We start from the raw sequence: 13,498 nt of genomic DNA, 5'->3' as shown, positions 1-13,498 counted from the left end.
CTCGGCCACCTCGGCGGGCGCCCCCCCCGGCAGCGTCGGATCGGCCGACGTCAAGGCCAGCGCCCAGCGGTCGGGCAGCGGCGCCTTGGGCCCGGGACGGTGCCCGAGCAGCAGGCGCTCCGGCATGACCGCTCGCGCGGCGCCGTCGACCATCGCCTCGAGGGCGTCCCGGAGGGTGTCGCCCACGGAGAGCTCACCGGCCGCACGGCACACCGGCGGCATCGCCGACGCGAAGTCCCGGAACGTGGCCGCATCGGCGCCCGTGATCACCGGCCGCCAGCGCGCCGCCGCCTCCGCCGCCTCCGTGACCAGCTGCGGCAGCATCCGGCCGCGGCGGGCCATGTCACAGGCGTGCCCGGCGAGCACGCACAGATAGCGCAGCGAGGCCGCCGCGCTCCACGGGCCGTCGGGATCGGGCTCGGCCAGGGCGCCCAGGACGCCGAGGGCCGCGTCGCCGGGAATCAGCAGGGCCGGCGTCTGCCAGGTGGTCAGCCGCACGCCCCGCCGGGGGACCTCGCTGCCGGTCTCGGGCGAGGGCAGCGGCCCGCTCCCGGTGCCCGGCAGCCGCAGCCCCAGCGTGCCGTCCATCGCCTTGACCAAGGCGTCGCGCACGTCGCCGGAGGACTCCTCGAGGGTGGCGAGCAACACATCGGCCGAGACGGCGAACGGATGCGGCCGATCCCGGGCACGCGACGCCGAGGCCAGTGGCAGCGCGGGCTCCTCGGCCCACAACGCCAGCTGTCCCGGCAGCCAACAACCATGCACGACCAGCACAGCGAAGAGATTAGCCAGACCCACCGACAAAACCGTCAGCGGTGACACGCGCCGCTGACGGGTGCCGGAAACGGCACGTACCCTTCGGGGTGTGACTGGAACGACGGAGATCGACAGCATCCTGCAGCGCGCCGCCGACGGCGGCCGGATCAGCGCCGCCGAGGCACTGGCGCTCTACACGGATGCGCCGTTCCACGCGCTGGGCGAGGCGGCCGACGCGGTGCGGCGGCGGCGATACCCCGACGGCATCGTCACCTACCTGATCGACCGCAACATCAACTACACGAACGTGTGCGTCACGGCCTGCAAGTTCTGCGCCTTCTACCGCGCGCCGAAACATGCCGAGGGCTGGTCGCACCCGATGGAGGAGATCCTGCGGCGCTGCGGCGAGGCGGTCGACCTCGGCGCCACCCAGGTGATGTTGCAGGGCGGGCACCACCCGGATTACGGGGTGGACTACTACGAGCAGCTCTTCGCCGGGGTCAAGCAGGCCTATCCGCAGCTGGCCATCCACTCCATCGGCCCCAGCGAGATCCTGCACATGGCAGGAGTGAGCGACGTCTCGATCGAGGAGGCGGTGCTCCGGATCAAGGCGGCCGGCCTCGACTCGATCGCCGGCGCGGGCGCCGAGATGCTGCCCGACCGGCCGCGCAAGGCGATCGCGCCGCTCAAGGAGAGCGGGGCGCGGTGGCTCGAGGTGATGGCGGTCGCCCACCGCAACGGCCTGTCCAGCACGGCGACGATGATGATGGGTACGGGTGAGACGAACGCCGAGCGGATCGAGCACATCCGGATGATCCGCGACGTGCAGGATCTCGCGGTCGCCAACGGTTACGTCGACTCCGCGGTCGAGCAGGCCGGCGGGCCGGGCGGGTTCCGTGCCTTCATCCCGTGGACGTACCAGGCGGAGAACAACCACCTCAAGGGCCGCACCCAGGCCACGACGATGGAATACCTGCGGTTCATCGCGGTGTCCCGGCTGTTCTTCGACAACATCGCCCACCTGCAGGCGTCCTGGCTCACCACCGGCAAGGACGTCGGCCAGCTCGCGCTGCACCTCGGCGTGGACGACCTCGGCTCGATCATGCTGGAGGAGAACGTGATCTCCTCGGCCGGCGCCCGCCACCGGTCCAACCTGCACGAGCTGATCTGGATGATCCGCACGGCCGACCGCATCCCGGCCCAGCGCGACACCCTCTACCGTCACCTCGCCGTGCACCGCACGCCGGAGGAGGACCCGTCGGACGAGCGGGTGGTCTCCCACTTCTCGTCGATCGCGATCCCCGGCGGTGGCGCCGGCCGCACCACGCTGCCGCTGGTCGACGCATCCTGACTTGATGTCGGGCCGGTGTCGTTCCGACGATACGACGGCGTCCTGACGCCCGTATTGGCGAAACTACGCTGCGTCGAGATCAACTCATCCTTTCGTACCAGTGGGACACCGCTCTTAAGGCTTCATAAAGGAAGTCCAAAACGGACCCATCACCGTGAATGGTCACCGATCGACGATCTTCGCGGCAACTGAGGGTCGCGAGAGATGGAGATCCATCGCTAGCCTTCGCTCCTCGACTTCAACTGTCCCACGGGGAGCCCTCCAACATGACGTTCCGTCACCTTGCGCGCGCTTCGGCGATCGGGCTGCTGGCCACCGGCGCCCTCGCCGTCGCCGCCACTCCGGCCCTGGCCGCCGACGTCGACTTCGGTCTCGACCTCAAGGGTTCGACGCTCGCCCTCGGCGTCGGCGAGAAGCCGGCCACGGTCAGCTTCGCCAACCTGGGCACGACCACGCCGAAGGAGGTCCGCGTCCAGTTCGACGCGACCGACCTCGAGCCCTCGATCGGCATCGACCTCGGCGACTGCACCTTCGAGGACGGCATCGCCGAGTGCATCCTGGACAAGGCCGCCATCCCGGCGCCCGGCACGACCGCCGACCTCGCCGTCCCGCTGATCGTCGAGGACGATTCGGCGACCGGCAGCCAGGGCAAGCTGAAGATCACCGTCTCGGTCGACGGCGACACCAACAAGGCCAACGACAGCAAGACCGTCGACGTGGTCCTCTCCGAGAAGGCCGGCGCCGACCTGCGGGTCATCGCGCTCGACGTGTCGCAGCTGAGCGCGCAGGGCGAGTTCACCGGCAAGGCGATCCCGCCCGGCGGCACGAGCGCTGCCGTCGCGTACATCGCCAACCACGGTGACCTCGCCGCCACCGGCCTCAAGGTCGCGGTGAAGCTGCCGAAGGACGTCACCTTCGTCAGCAAGGAGGAGGGCTGCGACTACTCGGCGAACATGCAGAGCGTGACCTGCTCCAGCGACGAGGTCTACCTGTTCCCGTGGGAGCTGGACTCGAGCGCGAACAAGGAGTTCTCCTCGTTCGAGGTGCCCTTCGAGGTCAAGGTGTCCGAGGACGCCAAGGGCCCGGTCTCGCTGACCGACGGCTCGTGGACCGTGGCCGCGCTCGGCTCCGAGCAGATCCCGACGGCCAAGCAGCGGGCCAAGGCTCCCGCCGCGAAGCTGCCCGCGATCGGCCAGAAGCTGACGGCCGCAGAGGTCGCCGAGTTCGACGTCGACGCCTCGGACAACACCGACGGCTTCAGCGTGCTGGTGGCCGGCCCCGACGGCGGCGCCGGCGGTGGCGACGGTGACGACGACGGTGGCCTGCCGGTGACCGGCCCGGTCGCCGCCTCGGTGGCGGGCGCCGGTGCGGCCGCCCTCGCGGTCGGTGCCTTCCTCTTCATCTCGGCCCGTCGTCGCCGGATCGTGCTGGTCACGCCGACCGACGGCAAGTAAGCAACCGCAACACTCGCGGCCCGCTTCCCGATGGGGAGCCGGGCCGCGCCCCTTTTCCTCGACCGTGCGCGGTCGCCGTGAGGGGGTCGGCTAGTCCGTTCAGCCAGGTACGCCTCGCCGGGTCGGTGAGGGGTGGATTGCTCCTTCGTAACGAGCGACGTGTCCGTCTGTACCAGGTGTTTCGAGCTGCATATGGTGCTGTCGTACCACCGTTGAAGCCTTGACACGCCGCCGGTTGCCATCAACCACGGGGGCGCCTTGGGGACCCGACCGATGGCGGTCGTATATATAACGCAACACCACGCGAGCGGGATGGGTGACCATCCCGCTCGTTCTTTTCGGGCCTGGCAGAGTGAAGCCTGTGACGCGCGCAGATCTGGACAAGCAGCCGCACGAGGTCGCCGAGATGTTCGACGGCGTCGCCCGGCGGTACGACCTGACAAACACGGTCCTGTCGTTCGGGCAGGATCGGGGCTGGCGCCGGGCCACCCGGGCGGCGCTCGCGCTGCGTCCGGGCGAGCGGGTGCTCGACGTGGGGGCCGGCACCGGCGTGTCCACCGAGGAGCTGGTCCGCTCGGGGGCGTGGGCGGTCGGCGCCGATCTGTCCACCGGCATGCTGGCCGTCGGCCGGCGCAGCGGGCGGACGGTGCCCCTGGTGGCCGGCGACGCGCTGCGGCTGCCGTTCCCGGACGACGTGTTCGACGCCGTGACCATCTCCTTCGCCCTGCGCAACGTGGTCGACACCGGCGCCGCGCTGCGGGAGCTGGGCCGGATCACGCGTAAGGGCGGCCGCCTGGTGGTCTGCGAGTTCAGCCATCCGACCAACGCGGTCTTCAGCACGGTCTACCTCAACTACCTGATGCGGTCGCTGCCGGCGGTCGCGCGCGGGGTGAGCAGCAACCCCGACGCGTACGTCTATCTGGCCGAATCCATCCGCGCCTGGCCGGACCAGACCGGTCTGGCGGCCCGCATCGCCGGGTCGGGCCCCTGGCATCGGGTCGGCTGGCGCAATCTCACCGGCGGCGTCGTCGCGCTGCATCGCGCGACCAAGGTATGAAAACGGGCGAAGACCCCAAAAACCCGTCCAGGATCTTTTACCGTCCGAAAGTATGCGGACACTCGGGAACATCGACGACACCGATATCGATATCGCGATCGACGACCGTGACGAAGGCGAACGACGTGCGCTCGAGCTGGCGAACCGCATCAGACTGGTCGCCGCCGACGATCCGGGACTCGCCCAGGACCTGGTGGATCAGCTGATCGTCGCGCTGGATCGGGCGATGGGCGGTACGTTTCGGTTGTACCTGGACGGAGCCGCCCGGCAGGTCGCAGACCGGGCGCTGGCCGACGGAGCCACGGCTTGACACGCCGGGGCACCCGAGCCGCGAGCGGTTAGGGTTCCCTAACCCCTAAGCGTTTCGATGGCCGTCCTAGACTCCGACTGGGCTGGCTTGTGAAGTGTTTCACGAGCCCGCGCGAAACGGAGGTGAGGGCGTGCACGACAGCGAATCTGCGCTGGTGACGATCGCCGACGAGGCCGACGTCATCGTGGTCGGCGCCGGACCGGGCGGGTCCGCCGCTGCCTATCACATGGCTCGGCACGGCCTCCGCGTCCTTCTGCTGGAGAAGACGGAGTTCCCCCGGGAGAAGGTTTGTGGTGACGGCCTGACGCCCCGGGCCACCCGGCAGCTGATCCGGATGGGTGTGGACACCTCGGAGAAGGCGGGCTGGCTGCAGAACAGAGGCCTGCGCGTCATCGGCGGCGGCGTCCGGCTCGAGCTGGACTGGCCCGAGCTGGCGAGTTTCCCCAGCTACGGCCTGGTCCGCACGCGGCTGGACTTCGACGACATGCTGGCTCGGCGCGCGGTCGAGGCCGGCGCCCTCCTGCACACCAACGTGACGGTCACCGGTCCGGTCCTCGACGACGACGGCCGGGCCATCGGCGTGACTGCCAGGTCCGGCCCCGGCAAGGAGCCGGTGCAGTTCCGGGCGCCGCTGGTCGTGGCGGCCGACGGCGTCTCCGGCAAGCTGCCGCTGGCGATGGGCCTGACCAAACGCGACGACCGGCCGATCGGCGTCGCGGTCAGGCGGTACTTCCACTCGCCGGTCCGGGCCGACGACGACTATCTCGAGTCCTGGCTGGAGCTGCGGAGCGCGCAGGACCGCGAGCGGCTGCTCCCCGGCTACGGCTGGATCTTCGGCCTCGGCGACGGGCGGGTCAATGTGGGCCTGGGCATCCTCAACTCCTCCAGCGCGTTCGGCAAGACCAACTACCGCGCGATGCTCAACGACTGGCTGGCCACCACGCCGCCCGACTGGGGCATGACCGACGAGGCCAACGCGGACGGCCCGACGCTGGGCGCCGCGCTGCCGATGGGCTTCAACCGGGTGCCGCACTACACGCGCGGCGTCATGCTGGTCGGCGACTCCGGTGGCATGGTCAACCCGATGAACGGCGAGGGCATCGCGTACGCGATGGAGTCCGGTGAGCTGGCCGCCGAGGTGGCGGTGCAGGCGCTGGCCCGCCCGGCCGGCCCGGACCGGGAGCGCGCGCTGCAGGCCTACCCGGCCGAGCTGAAGATTCGGTTCGGTGGCTATTACCGTCTCGGTGGGGTATTCGTGAAGCTGATCGGGAACCCGCAGATCATGCGGATCGCCACGAAGCACGGGATGCCGCATCCGACGCTCATGAGGTTCGTTCTGAAACTGCTGGCCAACCTCACCGACCCGCGTGGTGGGGACGCGATGGACCGGGTCATCAACGGGCTCACGAAGGTGGCGCCGGCGGTATGAGAAACATGAAGATGCCTGAGCAGGAGAGAGCATGACGATCAATCCGTACGTCCCGATCGTCGGGCTGCTGATTCTCGGCGCGCTGTTCGCGTTGTTCTCCGTGTCGATCGCGCCGATCGTCGGCCCCAAGCGATACAACCGCGCCAAGCTCGACGCTTACGAATGCGGCATCGAGCCCGCGCCGCAGCCGATCGGCGGCGGCCGCTTCCCGGTGAAGTTCTACCTGACCGCGATGCTGTTCATCATCTTCGACATCGAGACCATCTTCCTCTACCCGTGGGCCGTGTCCTTCGAGGCGCTGGGCGTGTTCGGGTTCGTGGAAATGGTCCTCTTCATCGTCACCGTCTTCATCGCCTACACGTACGTGTGGCGGCGTGGCGGTCTCAACTGGGACTGATGTGCCATGGGAATCGAAGAGAAACTCCCCAGCGGGATCCTGCTGACCTCGGTCGAGAAGCTGTCGAACTGGGCTCGTAAGTCGTCGTTCTGGGGCGCCACGTTCGGTCTCGCCTGCTGCGCCATCGAGATGATGGCCGCGGGCGGTCCGCACTACGACCTGGGCCGCTGGGGCATGGAGGTGTTCCGCGCCTCGCCGCGCCAGGCCGACCTGATGATCGTCGCCGGCCGGGTGAGCCAGAAGATGGCGCCCGTGGTCCGCCAGATCTACGACCAGATGCCCGAGCCCCGCTCGGTGATCTCGATGGGCGTGTGCGCGTCCTCCGGCGGCATGTTCAACAACTACGCGATCGTGCAGGGCGTGGACCACATCATCCCGGTGGACGTCTACCTGCCCGGCTGTCCGCCGCGGCCTGAGATGCTGATCGACGCGATCCTCAAGATGCGCGAGAAGGTCATGGCCCAGCCGCTCGGCCCCAACGGCCGCAAGATGCTCGAGGCGCGCCGGGCCGAGGGCAAGCTGCCGATCGTCGCGCCGGGCGCCATGCCGTCGTCGTACCGGGTGGACAAGGCCCGTCGTGCGGAGTGGACCCAGGCCGTCAAGGAGGGGCGCGAGGAGCAGCTGCGCATCGAGAACTGGATGAAGCTGCAGCCGCACCTGCGGGAGGACGCCAAGTGAGCAGTGCAGAGTCCGACGGCGGCGTGCCGGCGACCCAGCCGGTCGGCGCCAACATCGACGCACCGGCGCAGGTGCCGGCCAGCCCGCACAAGGGCATGTTCGGCATCAGCGGCACCGGCGACGTCTCCGGCTTCGGCGGGCTGGTGCGCAAGCGGCCCGTCACGGCCGACACCCAGCGCCCGTTCGGCGACTACTTCGACGAGGTCTACGACGCGCTGGAGGAGGCGTACCCGGGGTTCTCCGACGCGATCGAACGGGTCGTCGTCGACCGCGGCGAGCTGACCCTGCACATCCGGGCCGACCGGATCGCCGAGGTCTGCCAGATCATGCGGGACGACGAGTCGCTGCGCTTCGAGCTGTGCTCGTCGGTGGACGCCGTTGACTACCTCGGCAGCGACCCGCGCCGGTTCCACGTGTCCTACCAGCTCACCTCGATGACCTACCGGCGCCGCGTGCGCCTGGAGGTCAGCGTCGCGGAGGATCAGCCGATCCCGAGCGTGACCAGCGTCTACCCGACCGCCGACTGGCAGGAGCGGGAGACGTACGACATGTTCGGCATCGTCTTCACCGGCCACCCCAACCTGACCCGGATCCTCATGCCGGACGACTGGGAGGGTCACCCGCAACGCAAGGACTACCCGCTCGGCGGCGTGCCTGTCGAGTACAAGGGCGCCGAAATTCCGCCTCCTGACCAGCGGAGGGTCTACCAATGACGCAGAGCGGATACGCAACCGAGCGCGAGACCACCGAGGGTCGCGTCTTCACCGTCACCGGTGGTGACTGGGATTCGATCACCGGCAACATCGACCCGCTGAGCAACGAGAAGATCGTCGTCAACATGGGTCCGCAGCACCCGTCGACGCACGGCGTGCTCCGGCTGGTGCTGGAGCTCGAGGGCGAGACGGTCACCCAGTGCCGCCCGGTGGTGGGCTACCTGCACACCGGCATCGAGAAGAACCTCGAGTACCGCAACTGGACCCAGGGCGTCACGTTCGTCACGCGGATGGACTACCTGTCCAACATGTTCAACGAGGTGGGCTACTGCCTCGCGGTGGAGAAGCTGCTCGGCATCACCGACCAGATCACCGAGCGCACCAACACCATCCGCGTCATGTTCATGGAGCTCCAGCGCATCGCCTCGCACCTGGTGTGGCTGGGCACAACCGGCTTGGAGCTCGGCGCGATCTCGATGATGCTGTACGGCTTCCGCGAGCGGGAGTACATCCTCGACATCTTCGAGGAGACCTCCGGCCTGCGGATGAACAACGGCTACATCCGGCCGGGCGGCCTCTCGCAGGACGTCCCGGACTCCGCGCTGCGCAAGATCCGTGACTTCCTCAAGTACATGCCGAAGAAGCTCAAGGAATACGAAGCCATGCTGTCCGGCCAGGTCATCTGGCAGGAGCGTACGCAGGGCGTCGCGGTGCTCGACGTGACCGGCTGCCTGTCGCTGGGCATCACCGGCCCGGTCCTGCGCTCCACGGGCCTGGCCTGGGACCTGCGCAAGACGATGCCGTACTGCGGGTACGAGAACTACGAGTTCGACGTGCCGACCGCGCAGACGGCCGACGTGTGGGGCCGCTACCTGGTGCGGGTCGCCGAGATCCGGGAGTCCTTGAAGATCGTCGAGCAGGCCCTGGACCGGCTGCGCCCGGGCCCGATCTACGTCGACGACAAGAAGATCGCGTGGCCGGCCCAGCTGGCCCTGGGCGTCGACGGGCTGGGCAACTCGCTCGAGCACGTCGCGAAGATCATGGGTCAGTCGATGGAGTCCCTGATCCACCACTTCAAGCTGGTGACCGAGGGCTTCCGGGTCCCGCCGGGCCAGGTCTACGTGGGCATCGAGCACCCTCGCGGCGAGCTCGGCGTGCACGCGGTGTCCGACGGTGGTACGCATCCCTACCGGGTGCACTACCGCGACCCGAGCTTTGTGAACCTCCAGGCCATTCCCGCGATGGCCGAGGGTGCGCTGCTGGCCGACGTGATCGCCGGCGGCGCCTCGCTGGACCCCGTGATGGGTGGGTGTGACCGCTAAATGTCCGTAACCACGACCGACGACTTCTCCCCGGCCGCGGCTCCGCTCGCCGAGAAGCTCCTGGCGCCCGCGCTGGAGATCATCGCCCGTTACCCGCTGGGCCGCAGCCGCTCCGCGCTGCTGCCGCTGCTGCACCTGGTGCAGACCGAGGAGGGGCACGTCAGCCCGCGGGGCGTCGCGTTCTGCGCCGAGGTCCTGGGCATCAACAAGGCCCAGGTCGGCGCGGTGGCCACGTTCTACACCATGTACAAGCGCCGGCCGACCGGCGAATACCTGGTCAGCGTCTGCACCAACACCCTGTGCAACGTGATGGGCGGCCAGGAGATCTACGACGAGCTGACCGAGCACCTCGGCGTCGGGCACGACGAGACCACAGCGGACGGCCGCATCACGGTGGAGCACGCCGAGTGCCTGGCCGCCTGCGACTACGCGCCGGTGGTCACGGTCAACTACGACTTCACGCTGGACGAGGCCACCCCCGAGGGCACGATCGGCATGGTCGAGAAGCTGCGCAACGGCGAGCCGGTGACGCCGTCGCGCGGGGCCCGGATCTGCTCGCTCAAGCAGATGCAGTTCCAACTCGCCGGGTTCGCCGACGAGCGGGATGGTGCGGTGGCCGACGGCGTGGCCGGCGCGCCGACGCTGCGCGGCGTGACGCTGGCGGAACAGCACGGCATCGCGGTGGCCGACTTCAACCTGGACACCCCGATCACCAAGACGAAGAGCCCGAAGGACGACTCGGCGAAGGCCGTCAAGGACCCGTCGCCGGCCACGCAGACCACCGAGCAGACGCACGAGAGCAAGATCGCGTCGGTTGCGAGGAAGGCGGTCAGCGCGGTCAAGGGGGCGGTCACCAACCGGCACGCCGGCCAGGACGTCAAGACCGGCGACGTCAAGGACCCGGAGACGCGTACGGCCGAGCTGCGCCAGCCGACCATGGGGGAGCCGGACCGCACCGGTGACGCCGACGCGAAGCAGCCGGTGCCGGGCAACGCCGCCGAGGCAGCCGGGGTCGCACAGAACGCCACGGCGGGTGACGGCAAGCCGGCCGGTGACACCCAGCGCGGCGAGAGCATTGTGAGCGAGACCAACGCCGAGCACGAGCGCGGCACTGGCCGGGGCGTCAACCCGGGGCAGCAGAGCGCCAAGCCCGGCACCGAGGAGAAGAAGTGACTCAGCCACGGCGTGAGGTGCTCGAGAAGCTGACCCCGGTGCTCACGAAGCGCTGGCTGTCGCCCGACGCCTGGAAGATGGACGTGTACGAGCGGCTGGACGGCTACGCGGCTCTCAAGAAGGCGCTCGACGTGCACCCGGACGACCTGATTCAGCTGGTCAAGGACTCGGGCCTGCGCGGCCGCGGCGGCGCCGGCTTCCCGACCGGTCTCAAGTGGGGCTTCATCCCGCAGGGCGACGGCAAGCCGCACTACCTGGTGATCAACGCCGACGAGGGCGAGCCGGGCACGTGCAAGGACCTGCCGCTGATGACGTACGACCCGCACTCGCTGATCGAGGGCGCGATCATCGCCTCGTACGCGATCCGGGCCAGCCGGGCGTTCATCTACATCCGCGGCGAGGCGGTGCACGCGGCCCGCCGGCTGCGCAACGCGGTCCGCGAGGCGTACGCCAAGGGATACCTGGGCGAGAACATCCTCGGCTCCGGGTTCGACCTGGACCTGGTGGTGCACAGCGGCGCCGGCGCGTACATCTGCGGCGAGGAGACCGCGCTGCTCGACTCGCTCGAGGGCTTCCGCGGCCAGCCCCGCCTGCGCCCGCCGTTCCCCGCGGTGGCCGGCCTCTACGCGAGCCCGACGGTGGTCAACAACGTCGGCACCATCGCGAGCGTGCCGTACATCGTGCTGGGCGGCGCCGACTGGTGGAAGAGCATGGGCACGGAGAAGTCGTCCGGCCCGATGATCTACTCCCTGTCCGGCCGGATCGCGAACCCCGGACAGTACGAGTGCGGCCTCGGCATCACCCTGCGCGAGCTGATCGAGCTGGCCGGTGGCATGAAGCCGGGCCACGAGCTGCGGTTCTGGACCCCGGGCGGGTCGTCCACGCCGCTGCTCACCGCCGAGCACATCGACACCCCGATGGACTTCGAGGGGGTGGCCGCGGCCGGGTCCATCCTGGGCACCACGGCCATGCAGATCTTCTCCGACAAGGACTGCCCGGTGTACGCGACCTGGCGCTGGCTCGAGTTCTACCACCACGAGTCGTGCGGAAAGTGCACCCCGTGCCGCGAGGGCAACTACTGGATGGTCCGCACGTACCGGAGAATCCTCTCCGGTCAGGGCACCGTCCAGGACCTGGACACCCTGCAGGACACGGCGGACAACATCTTCGGCCGGTCGTTCTGCGGTCTGGGCGACGGCGCGGCCACCCCGGTGGTGTCCACGCTCAAGTTCTTCCGCCAGGACTACCTGGACTACATCGAGGGCCGGACAGCTCCGCGGTTGTCGGAGAAGGCCCTGGTAGGAGCGCACTGATGACCGATGTCGCGAAGAAGACCGACACCGTCACGCTGACCATCGACGGGGTCGAGGTCGTTGCGGAGAAGGGTGAGCTGGTCATCCGCGTGGCCGAGCGGATGGGCACCGCGATCCCTCGGTTCTGCGACCACCCGCTGCTCGCCCCGGCCGGTGCGTGCCGGCAGTGCCTGGTCGAGGTGGAGGGCCAGCGCAAGCCGGTCGCCTCCTGCACCCAGACGGTGGCCGAGGGCATGGTCGTCAAGACCCAGCTCACCTCCGAGGTCGCCGACAAGGCGCAGCAGGGCGTGATGGAGCTGCTGCTGGCCAACCATCCGCTGGACTGCCCGACCTGCGACAAGGGCGGCGAGTGCCCGCTGCAGAACCAGGCGATGTCCAACGGCCGTGCCGACTCCCGCTTCCACGAGCACAAGCGCGAGTACGAGAAGCCGATCCACATCTCCAGCCAGGTGCTGCTGGACCGGGAGCGGTGCATCCTCTGCCAGCGCTGCACGCGCTTCTCCGAGGAGATCGCCGGTGACAAGTTCATCGACCTGATGGACCGCTCGTCCGGCGAGCAGATCAACGTCTACCGCGACGACTTCTTCGGCGGCGAGCTGACCGGCGACGGGCAGGTCGGCGAGGGCGAGGGTGACGTCGCCTTCAACTCGTACTTCTCCGGCAACACCATCCAGATCTGCCCGGTGGGCGCCCTGACCGGTGAGCAGTACCGGTTCCGGGCCCGGCCGTTCGACCTGGTGTCCACGCCGACCACCTGTGAGCACTGCTCGGCCGGCTGCTCGATGCGCGCCGACCACCGCCGGGGCAAGGTGCTGCGCCGGCTGGCCGGCGACGACCCTGCGGTCAACGAGGAGTGGAACTGTGACAAGGGCCGGTGGGGCTTCCGCTACGCCACCGCCTACGACCGGATCACCGAGCCGCTGATCCGCGACGCGGGCACCGGCGAGCTTCGGGTCGCGTCCTGGAGCGAGGCGTTGCTGGCCGCCGCCGAGGGGCTGGCGGCGGCGAGGACCAAGGGCGGCGTCGGCGTGCTGACCGGCGGCCGGCTCACCGTCGAGGACGCGTACGCGTACGCGAAGTTCGCCCGCGTCGCGCTCGGCACCAACGACATCGACTTCCGCGCCCGCCCGCACTCCCTCGAGGAGGCCGACTTCCTGGCGTCCACGGTCGCCGGTGTCACCGATGTGACCTACCAGGACGTCGAGTACGCCACGTCGGCGGTGATCGTCGGGCTGGAGCCGGAGGAGGAGTGCCCGATCCTCTTCCTCCGCCTGCGCAAGGCGGCCCTCAAGCGGAAGCTGGTGGTCACCGCGGTGGCGCCCTTCCTCAGCCGGGGCTTCGAGAAGCTCGGTGCCACCCTCGTGCAGGCGGTGCCCGGCGACGAGGCGCGGTTGCTCGGCGGCGACCCGGCGGTGGCCGCGGCGCTGGCTCAGCCGGGCGCGCTGCTGATCGTGGGCGAGCGCCTGGCCACCGTGCCGGGCGGTCTGACCGCGGCGGCCGCGCTCGCCGCCCGCACCGGTGCCCGGCTCGCCTGGGTGCCCCGGC

General features: G+C 69.5%; 12 protein-coding genes and 1 pseudogene. 12 read left to right on the top strand and 1 reads right to left on the bottom strand.

What is annotated here, in order from left to right; genetic code table 11:
- A pseudogene (locus AB0M20_RS07180) lies at positions 1 to 774 on the bottom strand (ATP-dependent helicase); the annotation flags it as partial.
- Between the two features lie 91 nt (positions 775 to 865).
- On the opposite strand from AB0M20_RS07180, the gene mqnC reads away from it, so the two are divergent.
- From mqnC to AB0M20_RS07120, 12 genes are all read left to right on the top strand, one after another.
- Complete coding sequence (gene mqnC, locus AB0M20_RS07175) at positions 866 to 2,107, top strand: cyclic dehypoxanthinyl futalosine synthase (RefSeq protein WP_364295118.1); 1,242 nt, start codon at positions 866 to 868, stop codon at positions 2,105 to 2,107.
- A 266-nt stretch (positions 2,108 to 2,373) separates the two neighbouring features.
- A complete protein-coding gene (locus AB0M20_RS07170; protein ID WP_364295115.1) occupies positions 2,374 to 3,561 on the top strand; it encodes a cell wall anchor protein in 1,188 nt (395 codons plus the stop codon).
- Positions 3,562 to 3,922: 361 nt separating this feature from the next.
- Positions 3,923 to 4,618 carry a demethylmenaquinone methyltransferase gene (locus AB0M20_RS07165; RefSeq protein ID WP_364295112.1) on the top strand — a complete coding sequence of 232 codons (696 nt, stop codon included), beginning with the start codon at positions 3,923 to 3,925 and terminating at the stop codon, positions 4,616 to 4,618.
- Positions 4,619 to 4,670: 52 nt separating this feature from the next.
- Complete coding sequence (locus AB0M20_RS07160) at positions 4,671 to 4,928, top strand: hypothetical protein (RefSeq protein WP_364295109.1); 258 nt, start codon at positions 4,671 to 4,673, stop codon at positions 4,926 to 4,928.
- Between the two features lie 151 nt (positions 4,929 to 5,079).
- Entirely contained in the window at positions 5,080 to 6,357 is a 1,278-nt protein-coding gene (locus AB0M20_RS07155; RefSeq protein WP_364295121.1) for a geranylgeranyl reductase family protein, read from the top strand.
- Positions 6,358 to 6,388: 31 nt separating this feature from the next.
- Positions 6,389 to 6,754, top strand: a complete 366-nt coding sequence (locus AB0M20_RS07150; RefSeq protein ID WP_364295106.1) for an NADH-quinone oxidoreductase subunit A — start codon at positions 6,389 to 6,391, stop codon at positions 6,752 to 6,754.
- Between the two features lie 6 nt (positions 6,755 to 6,760).
- Positions 6,761 to 7,432 carry an NADH-quinone oxidoreductase subunit B family protein gene (locus tag AB0M20_RS07145; protein WP_364295103.1) on the top strand — a complete coding sequence of 224 codons (672 nt, stop codon included), beginning with the start codon at positions 6,761 to 6,763 and terminating at the stop codon, positions 7,430 to 7,432.
- Positions 7,429 to 8,145 (top strand): NADH-quinone oxidoreductase subunit C, encoded by a 717-nt coding sequence (locus AB0M20_RS07140; RefSeq protein WP_364295101.1) that lies wholly within the window; start codon positions 7,429 to 7,431, stop codon positions 8,143 to 8,145. Before AB0M20_RS07145 ends, AB0M20_RS07140 begins: the two co-directional genes overlap by 4 nt.
- Positions 8,142 to 9,467 carry an NADH-quinone oxidoreductase subunit D gene (locus AB0M20_RS07135; protein WP_364295097.1) on the top strand — a complete coding sequence of 442 codons (1,326 nt, stop codon included), beginning with the start codon at positions 8,142 to 8,144 and terminating at the stop codon, positions 9,465 to 9,467. Before AB0M20_RS07140 ends, AB0M20_RS07135 begins: the two co-directional genes overlap by 4 nt.
- Positions 9,468 to 10,640 (top strand): NADH-quinone oxidoreductase subunit NuoE, encoded by a 1,173-nt coding sequence (gene nuoE, locus AB0M20_RS07130; protein ID WP_364295094.1) that lies wholly within the window; start codon positions 9,468 to 9,470, stop codon positions 10,638 to 10,640.
- Complete coding sequence (nuoF, locus tag AB0M20_RS07125) at positions 10,637 to 11,953, top strand: NADH-quinone oxidoreductase subunit NuoF (protein WP_364295091.1); 1,317 nt, start codon at positions 10,637 to 10,639, stop codon at positions 11,951 to 11,953. Before nuoE ends, nuoF begins: the two co-directional genes overlap by 4 nt.
- On the top strand, positions 11,953 to 13,498 hold a 1,546-nt coding region (locus tag AB0M20_RS07120), incomplete at its 3' end, for an NADH-quinone oxidoreductase subunit G (protein WP_364295088.1). The genes nuoF and AB0M20_RS07120, both read left to right, overlap by 1 nt.

This window comes from Actinoplanes sp. NPDC051633, from assembly GCF_040681735.1.
Lineage (GTDB): Bacteria > Actinomycetota > Actinomycetes > Mycobacteriales > Micromonosporaceae > Actinoplanes.
This window is presented reverse-complemented; position numbering and strand designations above follow the sequence as displayed.

What these genes read in the sequence shown, in the direction of transcription:
- AB0M20_RS07150 (WP_364295106.1), top strand. Translation starts at nt 6,389, where the DNA reads ATGACGATCAATCCGTACGTCCCGATCGTCGGGCTGCTGATTCTCGGC.
- nuoE (WP_364295094.1), top strand. Translation starts at nt 9,468, where the DNA reads ATGTCCGTAACCACGACCGACGACTTCTCCCCGGCCGCGGCTCCGCTC.
- AB0M20_RS07160 (WP_364295109.1), top strand. Translation starts at nt 4,671, where the DNA reads ATGCGGACACTCGGGAACATCGACGACACCGATATCGATATCGCGATC.
- AB0M20_RS07145 (WP_364295103.1), top strand. Translation starts at nt 6,761, where the DNA reads ATGGGAATCGAAGAGAAACTCCCCAGCGGGATCCTGCTGACCTCGGTC.
- AB0M20_RS07135 (WP_364295097.1), top strand. Translation starts at nt 8,142, where the DNA reads ATGACGCAGAGCGGATACGCAACCGAGCGCGAGACCACCGAGGGTCGC.
- AB0M20_RS07170 (WP_364295115.1), top strand. Translation starts at nt 2,374, where the DNA reads ATGACGTTCCGTCACCTTGCGCGCGCTTCGGCGATCGGGCTGCTGGCC.